At 65.7% G+C, this 16,228-nt stretch carries 18 protein-coding genes and 3 pseudogenes; 17 read left to right on the forward strand and 4 right to left on the reverse strand.

Going from position 1 to position 16,228, the window contains the following annotated elements; translation table 11 throughout:
- The coding region (locus Asi03nite_RS36600; protein ID WP_203685105.1) for a hypothetical protein at positions 1–466 on the forward strand (466 nt) is incomplete at its 5' end.
- 62 nt (positions 467–528) lie between these two features.
- The gene (locus Asi03nite_RS36605) at positions 529–942 is read left to right on the forward strand and encodes a hypothetical protein (RefSeq protein ID WP_203685106.1); all 414 of its coding nucleotides are present in this window, start codon (positions 529–531) and stop codon (positions 940–942) included.
- Positions 943–1,393: 451 nt separating this feature from the next.
- Here Asi03nite_RS36605 and Asi03nite_RS36610 read toward each other — a convergent pair whose 3' ends face one another.
- Complete coding sequence (locus Asi03nite_RS36610) at positions 1,394–1,972, reverse strand: GntR family transcriptional regulator (protein ID WP_203685107.1); 579 nt, start codon at positions 1,970–1,972, stop codon at positions 1,394–1,396.
- A gap of 155 nt (positions 1,973–2,127) precedes the next feature.
- Here Asi03nite_RS36610 and Asi03nite_RS36615 point away from each other — a divergent pair, with 155 nt between their 5' ends.
- The 11 genes from Asi03nite_RS36615 to Asi03nite_RS36665 all read left to right on the forward strand — a co-directional run bounded on the left by Asi03nite_RS36615 (position 2,128) and on the right by Asi03nite_RS36665 (position 10,249).
- A complete protein-coding gene (locus Asi03nite_RS36615) occupies positions 2,128–2,451 on the forward strand; it encodes a hypothetical protein (protein WP_203685108.1) in 324 nt (107 codons plus the stop codon).
- A complete protein-coding gene (locus Asi03nite_RS36620; RefSeq protein WP_203685109.1) occupies positions 2,448–3,815 on the forward strand; it encodes an FtsK/SpoIIIE domain-containing protein in 1,368 nt (455 codons plus the stop codon). The genes Asi03nite_RS36615 and Asi03nite_RS36620 overlap by 4 nt, the downstream gene beginning before the upstream one ends.
- Before the next feature lie 100 nt (positions 3,816–3,915).
- The gene (locus Asi03nite_RS36625) at positions 3,916–5,232 is read left to right on the forward strand and encodes a replication initiator (RefSeq protein WP_203685110.1); all 1,317 of its coding nucleotides are present in this window, start codon (positions 3,916–3,918) and stop codon (positions 5,230–5,232) included.
- The gene (locus Asi03nite_RS36630; protein WP_203685111.1) at positions 5,222–5,416 is read left to right on the forward strand and encodes a helix-turn-helix domain-containing protein; all 195 of its coding nucleotides are present in this window, start codon (positions 5,222–5,224) and stop codon (positions 5,414–5,416) included. The genes Asi03nite_RS36625 and Asi03nite_RS36630 overlap by 11 nt, the downstream gene beginning before the upstream one ends.
- A complete protein-coding gene (locus Asi03nite_RS36635; RefSeq protein ID WP_203685112.1) occupies positions 5,406–6,668 on the forward strand; it encodes a tyrosine-type recombinase/integrase in 1,263 nt (420 codons plus the stop codon). The genes Asi03nite_RS36630 and Asi03nite_RS36635 overlap by 11 nt, the downstream gene beginning before the upstream one ends.
- A 235-nt stretch (positions 6,669–6,903) precedes the next feature.
- The gene (locus Asi03nite_RS36640) at positions 6,904–7,629 is read left to right on the forward strand and encodes an XRE family transcriptional regulator (RefSeq protein ID WP_239103200.1); all 726 of its coding nucleotides are present in this window, start codon (positions 6,904–6,906) and stop codon (positions 7,627–7,629) included.
- Positions 7,626–8,099 carry an NUDIX domain-containing protein gene (locus Asi03nite_RS36645; protein ID WP_203685114.1) on the forward strand — a complete coding sequence of 158 codons (474 nt, stop codon included), beginning with the start codon at positions 7,626–7,628 and terminating at the stop codon, positions 8,097–8,099. The genes Asi03nite_RS36640 and Asi03nite_RS36645 overlap by 4 nt, the downstream gene beginning before the upstream one ends.
- 235 nt (positions 8,100–8,334) lie before the next feature.
- Positions 8,335–8,757, forward strand: a complete 423-nt coding sequence (locus Asi03nite_RS36650; RefSeq protein ID WP_203685115.1) for a hypothetical protein — start codon at positions 8,335–8,337, stop codon at positions 8,755–8,757.
- Entirely contained in the window at positions 8,754–9,035 is a 282-nt protein-coding gene (locus Asi03nite_RS38345; RefSeq protein ID WP_239103198.1) for a hypothetical protein, read from the forward strand. The genes Asi03nite_RS36650 and Asi03nite_RS38345 overlap by 4 nt, the downstream gene beginning before the upstream one ends.
- A 65-nt stretch (positions 9,036–9,100) precedes the next feature.
- On the forward strand, positions 9,101–9,787 hold the full coding sequence (locus Asi03nite_RS36660) for a hypothetical protein (protein ID WP_203685116.1): 687 nt from the start codon (positions 9,101–9,103) through the stop codon (positions 9,785–9,787).
- 15 nt (positions 9,788–9,802) lie between these two features.
- The gene (locus Asi03nite_RS36665) at positions 9,803–10,249 is read left to right on the forward strand and encodes a transposase (RefSeq protein WP_203685117.1); all 447 of its coding nucleotides are present in this window, start codon (positions 9,803–9,805) and stop codon (positions 10,247–10,249) included.
- A gap of 321 nt (positions 10,250–10,570) precedes the next feature.
- On the opposite strand, the gene ltrA is transcribed toward Asi03nite_RS36665, so the two are convergent.
- Positions 10,571–12,040 (reverse strand): group II intron reverse transcriptase/maturase, encoded by a 1,470-nt coding sequence (ltrA, locus tag Asi03nite_RS36670; protein WP_203685118.1) that lies wholly within the window; start codon positions 12,038–12,040, stop codon positions 10,571–10,573.
- 592 nt (positions 12,041–12,632) lie between these two features.
- Here ltrA and Asi03nite_RS36675 point away from each other — a divergent pair.
- Positions 12,633–12,836 (forward strand): annotated as a pseudogene (locus tag Asi03nite_RS36675) (ISAs1 family transposase); the annotation flags it as partial.
- Between the two features lie 73 nt (positions 12,837–12,909).
- On the forward strand, positions 12,910–13,575 hold the full coding sequence (locus Asi03nite_RS36680) for a helix-turn-helix domain-containing protein (protein ID WP_203685120.1): 666 nt from the start codon (positions 12,910–12,912) through the stop codon (positions 13,573–13,575).
- On the opposite strand, the gene Asi03nite_RS36685 is transcribed toward Asi03nite_RS36680, so the two are convergent.
- Complete coding sequence (locus Asi03nite_RS36685; protein ID WP_203685121.1) at positions 13,564–13,980, reverse strand: VOC family protein; 417 nt, start codon at positions 13,978–13,980, stop codon at positions 13,564–13,566. The genes Asi03nite_RS36680 and Asi03nite_RS36685 overlap by 12 nt on opposite strands.
- A gap of 86 nt (positions 13,981–14,066) precedes the next feature.
- Here Asi03nite_RS36685 and Asi03nite_RS38825 point away from each other — a divergent pair.
- Positions 14,067–14,474, forward strand: a pseudogene (locus Asi03nite_RS38825) (NF041680 family putative transposase); the annotation flags it as partial.
- Between the two features lie 53 nt (positions 14,475–14,527).
- On the opposite strand, the pseudogene Asi03nite_RS36690 reads toward Asi03nite_RS38825, so the two are convergent.
- A pseudogene (locus tag Asi03nite_RS36690) lies at positions 14,528–15,348 on the reverse strand (transposase family protein).
- A gap of 340 nt (positions 15,349–15,688) precedes the next feature.
- Between Asi03nite_RS36690 and Asi03nite_RS36695 the strand changes: the two are divergent.
- A complete protein-coding gene (locus Asi03nite_RS36695) occupies positions 15,689–16,009 on the forward strand; it encodes a hypothetical protein (protein WP_203685122.1) in 321 nt (106 codons plus the stop codon).
- Positions 16,010–16,228 lie beyond the last annotated feature (219 nt).

A 16,228-nucleotide genomic window follows, 5' to 3' on the forward strand; every position in this document is an offset into this window, starting at 1 on the left:
AATCGCCGGCAACAGCCCAGTACTCGTACACAACAATGATCCCTGCAAGACCGCAGTTCTGGGTGTCCATGCTCCCGGCGAGCAGTTGGCTACTGAGCTTCGCTCGGCCAATCCCGGGCGTGTCGTCGAAACTTACAATGATCGAAGTCTGGCTCAAATTCTTCCGGGTGAGTTCCATCCGCAATGGATGGGTAAAGTTAGGAACGCTGTAAATGACACTCAGAACTACAATCTGGCGATTTCTCTGGATGGTTTAAAGCGTTACGGCAGTTCGCCAAGCGAGATCTGGCAGAATGTTGTCAAGGAAGGATCGAAGGTTGATAAGAATGGCCTCCCGCTCACCTGCGCAACCTGCTGGGAGTTCAGACAGGTGGCCCGCGCAGTGGGCGGTGGAGGCAGATCCAGTGGTTCAGTAAAATTCTATAGTCGAGAGTTCGATCTGACGGATTTCAATCCGTTCGATTAGAGTTCGGTAGTCGTCAGGTTTCTGGCGGCTACCTGTCCCCTGGGTTTACGGGAGAGGTGAGGATGGGCGCAATCTACCGGGTCGATCGGGGGGTCGAGCCTGATTGGCTGCATGACGACCTCGTGGCCGAGTTCGGATGGGCGCATCTCCATGCCTTCAATCGCCTACTGGCGGCTGAAGAGGGAATAGATCTCACGACTATGGCAGGCTATGGCGGCACCAGCCCATGGCGCGACATCGGGACCTCATTAAAACCGCTATTTGATCTTGATGCATTCAAGAGTGGGAAATTGCCTGCTCAAGAGTGTGTGGCGATGCACAGTCGCTTGAACGAAATACTTTCTGCCTGGCTCAGGGGCTCATATGCCGGCACTGCGGAGTCGGAAATGAGATTCGATCAGCTTGCTACTCTTGAGAATTTGGCGGTAGTCGTCGGTGCCTGCATTGAGACTGGTCGCGCATTGACGGTCGAATGAATGAGTGGATACCGCCACTGCCACGACCCCCCGATGCAGCACATCGCGTCCTCGATGCTGTCGGCGACGCCTATGGGCAACACTCAATCCAGCATCGCCGAATCCGAACGGGTGCAGTGGCTCGGCTGCGAACGAGATTGACGCTCGCCGCTGCCTGCCGCCGCATCCGGTTCGTCGCACTCTGTCACCGGAGTGTTGCTGCGTGCGTTGATGCCTGCCGGTGTGCGGCTGCGTTGCCGTCATCGCTGCCGTCAAGAATGACGAATGATAGACATCCATCGATTTCTGGATTCCCGCATGACTGGCCAGTGTGGCTATCCGGTCCTGGCGCGGTCTACGTAGGCGGGCGTGCGCGCGGGGCCGTAGGCCTTGAGCGCGTGCGCGCGGCCCGGCTGCGGCCGGGCCGCCTTCTTGATTACGTGAAGCAGTTTTGGACCAGCGCCGTCCGTGGTCAGGTCGTCGGCTTGCGAGGGCGGCGGGTTCTCTTGGCGGTTGGCGGCTCGGTGGTCGGCTCGTCTTCCGCGGTCTCGGGGGCGTCGTCGCGGAGCATGTGCGCCGGTGGCTTGGCGTAGCTGCCGTGATCGGCGTGGTATTTGATCACGTCGTCGATGAGCTGACCGTGGGCGTCGGCGTGCTGAACCAGGTCGTTCAGGGCGGCGTTGCGGTCGTCGGCGGTGCGCGCGGCGTGGAAGCGTCGAGTGATGGCCTGTTGGTCGGCGAGGTAGGCGGCGACCCGGGTGCGTAGCTCGGGGTCGGCGATGGGTTCTTGCATGACTGCGCCGCGGAGTAGGTCGAAGGCGTCGGGGTGTACGAAGGTGCCTTTGCCGGCGACGCTGTAGGTGATGCGCCGGTTTTGGAGTTCGCGTAGCGCGCGTTGGGCGGTCATGGAGGCGACGCCGTAGAGGTCGGCCATTTTGCGGGCCGAGGGGAGCGGGTCGTTGGGGTTGAGGCGTCCGTCGCGGATCTGGTCGAGGATGTCGTCGACGACCCGTTGGAACAGGGCGCGTTTGTCGTCGGGGTCGTGTGGCATGAAGGGATCGTAGCGTCTCACGGCCCTCATGCGAGATAGGCGTCACGTGACAGTTGCTCGCCTAACCCTCTTGACCGTCATGGGTGTCACGTGACACCTTAGATGCACGGGACGCACGCCGCAATGGCGTGGACCGGAGTCAAGGAGTGTTGCTCATGCTGGTGTTGCCTGTTGATGGCAGCCACATGCTGCTGGTGCTGGCCCAGCCGGTGCCGCAGTTCAAGGACAAGGCCAACGGTGTAGCGGCGACCGACCGGGTCTCGGGTGCGCCGTTGGTGGAGGTGCCCGTCGCGTTGACCCTGGAGGGTGGGCAGCCGCAGGTGTTGCGGGTGTCGGTGCCGCAGCCGGCCGTTCCGAAGGATCTGGCGGTGGGGCAGACGGTGCGGGCCTCGGGGCTGACGTTCGTGTCGGGGGAGAAGAACGGCCGGACCTGGCAGATCTTCCGGGCGTCGGCGTTGACGGCGGTGAGGCCGGGATGACCAGTCCTCCCGATCTCACCTTGGTCCGGCTGGTTCCGGCAGTGGTGCTCGCCGTCGTCCTGCTGATCGTGCTGGTCCGTGGCGCGGTGCTGGCTGGCCGGTATCTCCGGGCGGGCCGGCGGTTGCGGCCGGTGCTGCGCCGGGCGTGGCGGATCAGATGGACGTGGCGGCGTATCGCCCGCCGGGTCGGTCTGGTGCAGATCGAACGGTCCCGCCCGCCGTGGTGGTCCAACCATCCGCCGGGAACGGTGATCACCCGCGAGTTGGTGCCGTCGATACGGACGGCCGCCGAGCCGTGGGGTGTGCGCGTCGACGTGTCCACCCTCGGCCGCCTCGGCGTGGACGAGTTGACCGCCGCCGCACCGCATCTGGCGGATGCCTGGCGGGTGCCGCTGATCCGGGTGGCGCAGGTCCGGCCGGGTCTGGTGCGGCTGCGGGCTCTGCTGCACGACCCGCTCATCCAGCCGACTACCTGGACTGAACCGGCCGAGCCGGCCGCCGGGCTGGAAGTGTGGACGGCCGGTGTCGATGCTGACGCGGAGCCGGTGACGATCCGCAGTTCCGGCGTGTCCGGGATCGTGGTGGCCGGTCTGGCCGGTTACGGCAAGACGTCGTTCTTGAACGCCCGGTTCTGCCAGCTCGCCCCGAGCGCGGCGGTGCAGTTCGTGTTGATCGACGGCAAGGGTGGCCCGGACTACGACGACCTGTTCACCCGTGCCTGGTTACACGCCAAGGACGACCCGCGCCGGGTCCGTGACCACCTCGCGAAGGTCCGGGATCTGATGGTCGCCCGGCAGCGGTCGATCCGTGCCGTGCTGGGGGTGAAGAACGTGTGGCACGTCGGCCCGTCTGCGGCGTGGCCGCTCGTGCTGGTGGTGATCGATGAGGCGCATACGTTCCTCAACGAGACCAAGGGCAACGACGCCGACTCCAAACGCCTCGACGCGCTCGCGCGGGAGACGGCGCGGCTGGTGGAAGAGTTGATCCGCAAGGGCCGCAACGTGGGCATCCAGGTCGTCTTGGCGACGCAGAAGGCGACCGGTGATGCGATCCCGACGAAGATCCGTGACAACTGCCAGGTCGCGGTCAGCTTCGCGCAGCGCACCAGCGAGGCGGCCACGGCGGTGCTCGGCTCCGACATCACGAACGCGCCCGACGAACATCCGCGCCGGTTGCAGGACCCCGCCTATGTCGGGGTGGCGTCGATGGTCGCCGAAGGCCGGCCCGGATTCACCTTGGTCCGTACGCCGTACGTGCCAGACGCCGTCGCCGATGCGATCGCCCGGCAGACGGCGCACCTGGTCCGCGACCCGCTCACCCTCCTGCCTGCTGGGGAGGTGACGGTCGATGTCGCATCCCGATGATCGGAAGCCTGGACAGCTCGGCGGCCCATTCCGCCAAGAACACTCCGCCGTGCTGCCCGGCCCCGATTCCCGACCCGGCAACGAGCAGGAACCGACCCCGATGATGCCACCCCACCCCGGGCAACCGGTCGACGCTGGTGGGCTGCTGCGGGTCGCGGCCTTCACCGACGCGGTGCGCCGGGCCGGTGCCTGCGGGCATCCGATCCATTTGTCCGGCACGCGGCTGCTGGTCGAGCGGGACACCGGCCGCCTGCTCGACGATCCGGCCCCGGCCCGGATCACGGTGCGCTGCCGGAGCCGCCGGGCCACGGTGTGCCCGTCGTGTGCGGCGCTGTACCGGCTGGACGCCTTCCACCTGATCGCCGCCGGACTGTGCGGTGGCAAGGACACCCCGACGGTGGTGGCCGGCCGGCCGCGCCTGTTCGTCACCCTGACCGCACCCTCGTTCGGGCCGGTACATCTCGGTCCCGGCGAACACGGCCTGCCTCGCCTATGTCACCCGAACGACGGGAGGTGCGGGCGCTGGCATCCGGCCGGTGACCCGCTGATCGGCACGCCGCTGGACGTGGACGGCTACGACTACGCGGGCCAGATCCTGTTCAACGCGCATGTCGGACGGCTGTGGGCCCGGTTCACCGTCCAGACCCGCCGTGCTCTCGCGTCGGGTGCCGGATTGTCGCGGGCGGCGGCCGCCAAGCAGGTGCGGGTGGTGTTCGCCAAGGTCGCCGAATTCCAGACGCGCGGTGTGGTGCACCTGCACGCGGTCATCCGCCTCGACGGCCCGGCCGGACCCACCACTACTCCGGCCCGGTGGGCCACTACGGGCCTGCTCACCGCCGCGATCCGTATCGCCGTACCGGCGGTCGAGGTCCGTACCCCGGCCTGCCGCCGGATCACCGCTCGTCGTCTGGTCTGGGGATCACAGCTCGACATCCGCCCTATCACCACCGAGGGCATGTCCGAGCGAGTAGTGGCCGGATACGTGGCCAAGTACGCCACCAAGGCTGCCGAAACCGCTGGCGCCCAGGTAGGTCCCCTGTTCTGCCGCACCTGTACCGGGCGCGGCACCACCGGTCGGGCTGGCCGGCTGTGCCATCGCTGCGGCGGCACCGGGCGGCGACCCGGCATCGACCTGGACCGGCTCAGCGGGCACACCCGCTGGTTGATCGAAACGTGCTGGTGGCTCGGCGGGCAACCGGAACTCGCCGCGCTGCGGCTGCGCCATCACGCGCACCTGCTCGGCTTCCGCGGCCACTTCGCCACCAAGTCCCGCGCCTACTCCACCACCTTCACCGCGCTGCGCGCCGAACGCCAGCACTGGGCCTCGGCTCAGTTGGCCCTGCAAGCCGGCGTCGATCCAGCGGCGGTCGCGGTGCTCGGTGACTGGCGACCGGGGGTGATGCCGGATGAGCGCTGATCTGCTCACCGTCACGCAGGTGATGGCCCGATTGCAGGTGTCGCGGCACACCGTCTACCAGCTCATCCGCACCCGACGGTTGCGTTCGGTCCTGATCGGCCGGTGCCGCCGCATCCCCGCCGTCGCCCTCGCGGCCTATCTGCGCGAGATCGGCATGGACACAGGCGGCGACCATGGCCGGTAAGAAACGCGCCAACGGCGAAGGCACCATCTACCAGCGCGCCGACGGCCGGTGGGAAGGCGCCGGCTACGTCCTGACCACCGACGGCACCAGCAAACGAGTCCGGGTCTACGGCGCCACCCGCAAACAGGCCGCCGACAAACTGACCGAGAAACTCGCCGACTCCCACCACGGGCGGCCCACCCCGGTCACCCCGGACATGACCGTCGGTGGCTACCTCATGCAGTGGCTGACCACGGTCGCGGTGCACCGGGTCCGTCCCACCACCTACGCCAACTACGACACCTACATCCGGCGGTTCCTGATCCCCGGCCTCGGCCGGCTGCGGCTCGCCGCGCTCACCGTCGCCGACGTCCGCAGCTTCCTCGACGGCATCGCCGCCGTCTGCCAATGCTGCGCCCAAGGCTGGGACGCCCGCCGCGATCCCGCCCATCGACGCAAGGACCGCCGCCCCCGCTGCTGCGCGATCGGCAACTGCTGCCAGCACCGGGTGCAACCGGCGACCGTCCGCTACATCCGCGCGGTGCTGTCCGCCGCGCTCGCCCACGCCGTCCGCGAGGAACTACTGCACCGCAACGTCGCCTCCGCGGTCCGGCTGCCGACCCCACGCCGCACCAGCTACCAGCCGTTCACCGCGGGCGAGGCCCGCAAATACCTGTACGCCGCCGCGTTCCACCGCCACGGCCCACTGTACGAGCTCGCGCTGCGGACCGGGATGCGGCGCGGGGAACTACTCGGCCTGCAATGGTCCGACCTGGACCTCGACGGCGGCTACCTGTCCGTACGCCGCACCCTGGCCCGCACCAAAGCAGGCATGACCTTCCAGCCACCCAAGACCGAGGCGTCCCAACGCAAGATCCTGCTCCCGGCCGCCTGCATCACCGCGCTGCGCCGCTACCGGCAGCGGCAAGACCTCGACCGGCGTGAAGCCGGCGACCGGTGGACCGATCAAGACCTGGTGTTCGCCTCGTCGACCGGCCGTCCGCTCGACCCCGCCTACGTTCACCGGCAACACGAAACCATCTGCTACCTGGCCGAAGTCCGCTACATCCGCTTTCATGATTTGCGGCATTCGTGCGCGACCCTGTTGCTGGAACAGGGCGTCGAACTCGTGACGATCAAAGAGCTACTCGGGCATGCCCGGCTGCACGTCACCGCCGACATCTACGCCCACGTCCGCCCGCGCCTGCACCGCGACGCCATCGAAGCCCTCAACCAGGCACTCGACCCCGACCAGCCCGACCCCGACCGATAGAACCGAGGTGAGGGACACCTAGCCAGCCATGCGACCGGACGCGCCGGTGCGACCTGCAAAGTGTGTCCCTCACCCCTGCGGCACCCACCGGCAGGGCAACTACCGATAAAGCTACGAGCCATCCGCGGACATCGAAACGCCCTGAACGGCACTTCGGCGGACATCACGATGGACTTCAAACGTCACCACCATGTCCACTACGGTGGTGGCTATGAGCCACCGGCTACGCACCGCCATGCTGCGCGCCCAACTCGACGCCGCCGGACTCGCCGCCGCGGCCGGCGTGGACGTCAAGACCGTCAACCGGTGGCTCGCCGGCCGCGTCCCGCACCAGCGCACCCGCCTCACGGTCGCCGACCTGCTCGGCGAGACCGAAGCCGCCCTCTGGCCGCAAGCCCGCCCCGACCTGGCCGCCGGCGCCGAAGCCACCGCCGAAGTCGTCGGCGCCTGGGCCCACCGCGCCGACATCCCCCAAAGCCTGTGGACTTCGCTGCTGTCCGGCGCGACCGAACGGATCGACATCCTCGGCTACGCCTACCCGTTCGTGCTGGAACTGCTGCCCGACACCATGCAACGGCTGACCGACAAAGCCGCCGCCGGGGCCCGCATCCGGCTGGCCTTCGCAGACCCCGACAGCACCCACGTGGCCGAACGCGACGCCCTGGAACAGATCGGCGGCACCCTGCCCGGCCGCATCCGCAACGCCCTCAACTTCTGCGAACCCCTCCACAGCGTGGACGGGATCGAGATCGGGCTGCACACCGTGCACCTGTACAACTCGGTGTTCCGCTTCGACAACCAGATGATTCTCACCCCGCACCTGTACCGCGCCCGCGGCTACCAACACCCCGCCCTGCACCTGCGCGAACTGTCCCCGTACGGCATCTTCGCCTCGTTCGCCGACCAGTTCGAACAGGTCTGGCAGACCACCACCGCCTACCCACCGGAGCCGGCGTCGTGAGCGGCCGGCGCGACTACTACCACGACCCAGCCGCCCCGCCAGCCAACAACCTCGTTCCCGGCGCCTCCGCCCTCGTCCTCGACGACCAGGGCCGCGTACTGCTGCAACGCCGCACCGACTCCGGCAACTGGGCACTGCCCGGCGGCACCATGGACATCGGCGAAACCCTCAGCGAATGCGTGATCCGCGAGGTCAAGGAAGAAACCGGCCTCGACATCGAGATCACCGGCCTGCTCGGCATCTACACCGACCCGCAACACGTCATCGCCTACGCCGACGGCGAAGTCCGCCAAGAATTCAACATCACCTACTACGGCAGAGTCACCGGCGGCACCCTCGCCATCAGCGACGAGTCCACCGACGTCCGCTTCATCGACCCGGCCGACTTCGACCGCATCCCGATCCACGACACCGTCCGGCTCCGCCTCCGCCACCACGCCGAGCACCGCGCCACGCCCTACCTCGGATAGCCACACCAGACCCGCCCGACAGTCGCCGACGACGCTGGTTGTCTGCCCACGTTGCCGTCACGGTTGCCGTCAATACCACCCGACAGCACCCTCCGAGACCCAGCCAATCCACGAAAGACCAGGTGAGAGCCCTGCGCCGATAAGTCACTCTCCGCGTCGTCGGTGAATATGCCACACGTACTATGTGATCGCCGGCACTGCGCCAGTCCTCGTCCACAACAATAATTGCCCGGACTTGTTTGACGAGTTCGACGTGACGCCGGGCGAGGGTTTGGATCTGAATAAGGTCTCTGGTGCTGACGGTCGGAGCCATATCACATATGTTGCCAAAGACGAGGCTGGCGATGTTCGTTATGTAGGAAGGGCGCAGGGCGTCGGAAACCCAGCCCAGGTGTTAGCTGGAAGGCTTTCGCGTGGGCATGACATCGCTAAGGCGAATCCTTCCTTCACTTTCCATGTCGTAGATGTGCAGAAGACAAAAGATGCGAGTAAGGGTGCGGAAGAGTTCTTCTTCCAGGGTTATTCTCAGCGAGGGGCTAACCTGCTAAATAGCCCGAGTTCGCCACCTCTTGGATTCTCGAAGATCGAGCGAGGTCGTAAGTCGGCCAGTATGATGGACGCATTCTTCGAAGATCTGTTCTCTAGGGGAGCACCGTGAACTTTGTCGAGGTTGTAATCGATCGGCCAATTGGTATTGATCGTGACGATGTTGAGGATGCCCTCGAGCTGGCGCTTGGAGGCATGGGTGAGGTTACCGGTGCGGGAACTAGTGCAACCGGCTCTCATCTGGATCTCGAAGTGAACCCGGACGCTGATCGCGCGGAAGTCCTTCGACTGGTCTTCGGCGTGATCGAGGATTTGGGCGTTGGTGATTCTGCCAGAGTGCGCCCGGGGGATGGTGAAGAATGGTTCCGGCTAAGTGACTGGAATGGCTAGGTGAGGGCTGTTGTAGTGCTGGACCGCCTGGGAACTCAATCGAGAGGCTTCAAGGTGTTCTGAAATTGAGCAAAGTCTGTCATCTTCTCGAAGATTCCTCCTCGCTGTCGCCGGTGGGGCAGCTCTTCCTGGCCCGCCGTGCGACGAGGGTCCCCTATGATCGTGGGCTGACCGGAGACGAATTGGTTTCGGCTGCCCACGGCCGCGCTGACAGGAGCGTGGTGCGGCTGCTGGACCTCGTACAGAGCCGGTACGGTGGCACACGGTATGCGAGCCACTTCTTCGATACAGACATTCAAATGATCCCGACGTGCGAGCCTGAGGATGCCGAGCCGTTGAGGATCGACTATGTCGTTTTCACCGGGAGTCTGGCGGGAGCTCATATAGAGGGGGACGGGTCGTTCCGGATCGGGCTGGATGAGAACGATACAACGGACTTCGCTACGGTTGACAATCTAATAGAATGTGATGCCCGGCTCGAAGTCCTGCGGGACTACCCGTTCGTGCGCGAATTCTACAGCGAGGCGTTGCCTGCCGGCGATGAACTGCTGAAGGCGCTGCGCAACGTCGTTGCGGATGTGCGCCTGGTGGACGAGGCATCCGGCAGGCTCACTTCGGTGTTTGCAGGCAGTGGCCTGACAGTCTTCGTCAGTCGGACCTGGAACGTCCTCGGTGGCATGATGGCACCAATGATCAAGGTCGGAGCGGTCGGTGAGGCACTGCTGGACGGCGCGATTGCTACTGTGCGGTGAGGCACCCCCGTATTCATGGAGCTTCTTGATCATGGTCTGATGGCCGTGGGGAGGAAGTATCTGTGGCACCACCGAAGAAGTACCCCCGATGAGCTGCGGCAACGTGCCGTTCGACTGTATCGTGACTCGGATCTGAAGCCGGTGATCAAGCGGCTCGCGGAGCAGTTGAACGTGCGCCCGGAAGCCTTGCGGAACTGGATCGGGCAGGCCGAGGCCGACGCCGGTGAGCGCTCGGACCGGCCGACCACGGACATGCTGGAGGAGAGCCGGCGGCTGCTGAAGGAGAACGCGGGGGTTGCGCCGGGCGAACGAAATCCTGAAGGCCGCGAGCGCGTATTTCGCCTCGGAGCTCGACCCGACCCGGCGACGGTCCTGACGTTCATTAATGAACAGTCGGGCCGCTTCGCGGTCGCGCTCCTGCTACGGGTCTTGCAGATCGGCGAGTCGACCTACTACGCGTGACGCAAGCAGGTCGAGCAGCCCTGCGACCGCGGGATTGTCTTTCCGCGCGCCGAGCAGGCCGCCCGGATCATCCGGACCCGCACCGTTGACGGCAAGACCAGCAGGGAGACCGTCTACCTGGTCACCTCCCTGCCCGCCGCCGACGCCCGGCCTGCTGATCTGCAGATATGGGCGAGGGCGGAGTGGCTGATCGAGAATCAGGTCCATAGTTGAGTCGGCCTGGAGCGCGGTGTCGGGATCGCTCCCGGTCCGTTTCTCCAGGCCGCTCGCCGAACCCGCCGTGCGCCTCTCAACGCAACGGGCTCTCCACGGTCACTGCCGTCAGGCTGGTTGAGTCAGCCGGAGCCACGGGTTGGGGATCGCCGCGCCTCGATAGCGGTAGCGGGTGACCGCGACCGCTGCGAGGTCGAATAGGACGACCCCGTCCGCCGACAACGGCTTCCACCGCCCTTGCGCGGTGGTGAACCGGCGGCGGAACTGCGTCCATGTCCACCGGTGCAGCGTCCGCCACCAGCGCACGATTCTGTTCCACACGAAGTGGGCCAGACGTCCGAAGGTGTTCTTGGCGACTGCGTGTCGGAAGTACGTGGACCAGCCGCGCAGGACCTGCCCGAGGCGGGTCAGCACGGCTGCCGGGTCCTGCTGTGATGACCTGTGGGTCAGGGCACGGACTTTGTCCTTCAGCGATCGGATCGGCCGGTCGCCGATAAACGTGTACACGTGCCACTTCGACGATCCTCGCTTGCGGCGCCGCTGGATGCGGAAGCCGAGGAAGTCGAACCCCTCGTCCATGTGGACCACGCGGGTCTTCTCCGCCGACAGGCGTAACCCGATCGTGGCCAGCACACTCGCGATACTCTCGCGCAAAGCCTCGACGTCGTCTCGCTCACCGTTGACCAGAACCGCAAAATCGTCCGCATAACGGACGATCCGCCAGTTCGGCAAACCCTTCTGACGTCGATACCGGCGGCGATCGTCGGTACTCATCGTCCCGCCCGGCTTCCACGGCGCATGGACATGCTCGTCGAGCACGCTCAGCGCGATGTTCGCCAGCAGCGGAGACAAGATTCCGCCCTGTGGTGTTCCCGTGGCCGTGTCCTCAAGATTGCCGAGTTCGGTCATCACCCCGGCCTTGAGGAACGCCTTCACCAGAACCAGGACCCGCTTGTCCTTGATCCGCAGCCGGACCCGGTCCATCAAAGCGACGTGATCGATCTCGTCGAAACACGCCTTGATGTCGGCGTCCAGCACCCACTGGTAGCTCTTGCTACCGAACAGGTGGATCTCAGCAATCGCGTCCTGCGCCCGCCGCCGGGGCCGGAATCCATACGAGACCGGCTCGAAGTCGGCCTCGAAGATCGGTTCCAGCACCAGCTTCAGCGCTGCCTGCACGACCCGGTCCGTCACCGTCGGTATCCCGAGGCGGCGGACCTTTCCCGACCCACCCGGCTTGGGTATCGTGCGCTCCCGAACCGGAAGAGGCCGGAACGTCCCCGTCTTCAACTGGGAACGCAGATCGTCCAGGAAGCCCGGAACGCCCACACGCTCCTCGACGTCAGCGACCGTCAGGCCGTCGACGCCGGCGGAACGGGCACCCCGGTTACCCGCGACCCGGTCGAACGCCACGATCAGCGTTGCCGGGTCGTGCACAAGATTGAACAGGTCATCGAACCGGCGGCCAGGTTCGGCCGCCGCCCAACGGTGAAGCTTGGCCTGCATCTCCGATACCCTGGCGAACGGATACCACTCCTCGCCCGGACCGCCGGGATTCCCCGGTGGATCTTTCGGCATTGCAGTTTCCTTCCCTTCTGCAACCGCTGCCGTCCTTCCCCATGTGACCGGCTCTCCCGGCCTCGGAGTACTACGACGGCTCCGCCCCACCCCAACCCGATCAGTCGACGATGGACCCAGCCGGACCTGCGCACCGGCAGTGCGCGTCCCGGACAGAGTCGGGGCGGTTCCCGTGTTCACTGTTGTTCGCTCGACGGAGGAGGAGCCCTGCTTATGTCCCAGCGGCATCGCCACGGCTACCCCGCAGCACTTCACCATGGCCTCCCGGCAGTCAGACGTAGAACCACCCAGGAGTTCCCCTACGGTCTGCGACCGAAGGGTGCGCACCGCATCCGGCCCATATCCACCAGGTTCGAGCCGGTCACATCTTGAGGGACGTAAACACAGGTTCCTGTCGTACTCCTCTCCATCCCGCTCGCCGAACCCGCACCATCTGGCAGTTCTGGCACGTCCCGGCTTTGTCAGGGCTGCTCCCACCCTCCCCGGCATCTCCCGGATCAGGCTGCCCTCAGCTCCACCGCCCTGCTGCGACAGGGTCAGCGGCGAAGGTCTCTCACCTCCGCTCGAGACAACAGCGCCTCACGGCGCACACGTCAGAGATGTCACGTTCCGTGAAGATCTACATCAAGCCCGGACAGGCACCGGACCCGCCGTCATGGCCACCCTGCGTAACACCGCGATCGGCTGGCACCGTGTCAACGGCGACACCAACATCGCCCGCGCCAACCGACGCGCCGACGGCCGATCACACGACCTCATCGACGCCGTGACCGGCAGTTACATCAACACGCAATGACCCTGCAGTCGAACTCCAGCCGGAAACGAGCACCCATCGTGACTTGTCGTACCCGGGTGGCACAGTCGGGGGCGTGTACGAGGAATGGAACTCAGTCCTGCCGCACGTCGTCGCGTGGCGATCTGTCACGCCGCCGGGCAGTTCTTCGAAACGCATTCTGCCGGATGGCTGTCTTGACCTGATCTGGCAGGACGGCACGGTGTTCGTCGCCGGACCGGACACGACCGCCCAGGTCGGGCTTCCCTCACCGGGCAGCCGCTACGCCGCGTTGCGGTTCGGCGCTGGCACCGGGCCCGGTGTGTTGGGCGTGCCCGCATGCGAGCTGGTCGATCGGCGTGTGCCGCTCGACGCACTGTGGCCACCGGCCGAGGTACGGGCCATCGCCGAGGCAGACGACCCCGTCATCGCACTGACCGCGGCCGCGAGCCGGCGCTGGCAGGGCGCCGACCGCGCGATGCTCGCTTTGGCCGCAGCCGCGCGAGCCGGGTTGCCCGTAGGCTCGGCCGCCCAATGGTGCGGCCTCAGCGCCCGCCAGCTGCAGCGGCGCAGCAATATCGCCGTCGGCTACGGACCGAAGACGCTGCACCGGATCCTGCGGCTACAGCGGGCCGTCGCTCTGGCCCGGGCCGGCCAGCCGTTCGCGACGGTGTCGGCCGACGCGGGCTACGCCGACCAGGCCCATCTCGCCCGCGAGGTGCGTGCGCTGTCGGGCGTTTCGCTGAGCGCGCTACTCCGCTGACTTGGCCCAGGCGAAGAGGTCCACGATGTTGCCGTCGGGATCTCGCACCTGTGCATAACGTTGTCCCCACGGGGCGTCCCAGGGCGCTTTGACCGACTGATGCCCGGCGGCAACCAGGTCCGCGTAGCAGCTGTTCACCTCGGCCGGATTGGAGCAAAGGAATGCCCAGCCGCCAGAGGGCGGAGACGGCTGGTAGTCCGGGTCGAAGGATTGCAACGAGGTATGCGTGTCCCACATGAGCCGGATGCCTCCAGCGACTGTCACCTCGGCGTGCGAGTCCAGCTCGGCGCCAGCCGGGAACTCCAGGCCGAGTCGGCGGTAGAAGGAAAGGGACGTTGTCATGTCGGCCACAGCAAGGCCGATCGCGTTGAAGGTAGGTGCCACGGCACCGACAGTACGAGGCATCCGAGCACGGGTCTTGAAGAAATCGGACGCCGGAACCACACGCTTCGGCGTGCGGCACAGGCATGGGACTTCGCGCAGGCGATGATCGGCGCTTCGATCTGGAGCACACGTTCCGACTGTTCAAGCAGGCTCTCGGCTGGACCAGGCCGAAGCTACGCGACCCGCGAGCAGCCGACCGGTGGATCTGGATCATGATCGCCGCCCACACCCAACTGCGACTGGCCCGGCCCCTCGCCATCGATCTACGCCGCCCTTGGGAACGTCCGTCACCGCCCGACCGGCTCACCCCGGCCCGGGTCCGGCGAGGATTTCGGAACCTGCGCTCGACATCGGCTCTCCCGGCGGCAGCACCGAAACCTTCACGCCCTGGCCCCGGACGGCCGCCGGGATCGAAGAACCACCGCCGCGCGACCCGCTACGACGTGGGCAAGACCGTCAAACGCGAAACCTCGCTGGGCGGCCCGCCCCGCCGCAAGCCCAAGGCCAGAGGTTAAAGAACAGGCTGAGAGTGAGCCTTACCGCGCAAGGCTATGATTACTGAACGTTGTCATGTGGTGCGGTCGTGCTCGATGTGGAGGATGACCAGCGCGGCGGCGACGATCTTACCGATCCGCCAGGGGTTGAGGCTGATGTTGCGCAGCGCCCTGAAGGTCATCTTGAGCAGGGAGTTCCCGCGTTCGCCGATGGCTCTGAGGCTGCTGTGGGCCTTGTTGAGCTGTTGCTGAACGAGGGCGAGTCGGCGGTTCTTCGGCTTCTTGAAGGCGACGGTGATGGTGCCGGACTCGCCTTCGTAGCTCAGGTCGCCGAGGGTCCGCAGGTCCGTGCCGGCCGCGATGAGGGCGGACAGGACCTCGCGATGGGTGCGGACCGCGGTGATGTCGTGCTCCCGGCCGGGCCGCACGTCGCAGGTCCAGATCGGGCACCCGTCGGCAACGGTCACGACCTGAACGTTGCCACCATGGCTGTTATGTTTGCCGGACCACCACAGATCCACGCCCGCGGTCGGGCCGGGAGTGCGGCAGCGGTCGGTCTCCACCAGGATCCCGTCGATGTTCACATGGTCATGACCGGCGGCCTTCGCCGCGAGCAGAGCCCCGTGCAGACGCGGTGAGCGGGCGGCGAGCACGTCGATGCCTCGTGCAGGTAGTCGTAGCCGGTCGAGGCGCTGATCTTGTTGTCCCGGGCGACTTGGCGCATCCGGGTGCCGTCGAGGAACCATCGCAGGATCAGGATCGCCTGGTCACGGCATGACAACGCGCGGGTGCCGGATCGGGGGCCACGGCGGGCTCGTTCGGCAGCGAGCAGCCTGGTCAGCACGTCCACGGTGTGCTCGCGTGCAGGCAGGACAGCGGTGTATGTGACACTCATCGTCGGCGCAGGGCCCTTATGAAGTTGACTGTGAGAGGCCACCTTCCTATCGGGGTTCTGCGCCTTCTCTATGTAGCGGCTCTCATCTGGCGCATCCCGGATCTACCGGACATCGCAGCGGCTACAGCCTGCAACCGGACCGTTGCGCGGAATGGCTCACTGTATCACCCAGAAATGAGTTTTCTGCCGATCCAGTTTACCGCCACTCTTTACCTAAGGGATAAGAGGACTGGAAAAATCGTAAAGGTGATGTATTTTTTTGCTTCGGTCTCCCACGGCTCCAAGAACGTCATCACCGCAATGCCCACCCGAGCCCGGAAGACCAAGTAACATGGCAGCCATGAGTGACGCCATCGATGTGCTGATAGAACGTACGGGCAGCGACGGCCGACTGGAACGCACCAACAGTGGTGTCTTGATACACGAGTGGGACGGCGAGACGTTCAACCCACCGCTAGTCCTCCACGTCACTGCCGACGAGTTGGCGACAACAATCCGGGATAACGCCGCAGAGGCGACAGTCGCATGGACCAGTGGGGGAAAACCACAAGAAAAATATGGCTGGTACATGCTTATCACGCATCTGGACGAAGCCATAACAGTCCGAGATGAAACACAAAACGATCTCGCGCTTGGCCCCGCAGGCATAATCCTCCTGTAGCGGAAGAGGAATTCGCAAGATCATTTATGTTGGCACTGAGGGTCGCGACTCCAGGATAGTGCCCATCCTGCCCGACCTCAAGTCCGGCGAATCAGGAAAAAAACACTTTTTGAGGCACAGTGCCCCGGATCTTGCTGAGATCACGGCGGATTCAGGCGGTCGTAGCATTTTGATCTTGGCGGATCGGCGGGACAGGATCCCCGCTGTGCGCAACATGCA

This window comes from Actinoplanes siamensis, from assembly GCF_016862395.1.
GTDB classification, from domain to species: Bacteria; Actinomycetota; Actinomycetes; order Mycobacteriales; family Micromonosporaceae; genus Actinoplanes; species Actinoplanes siamensis.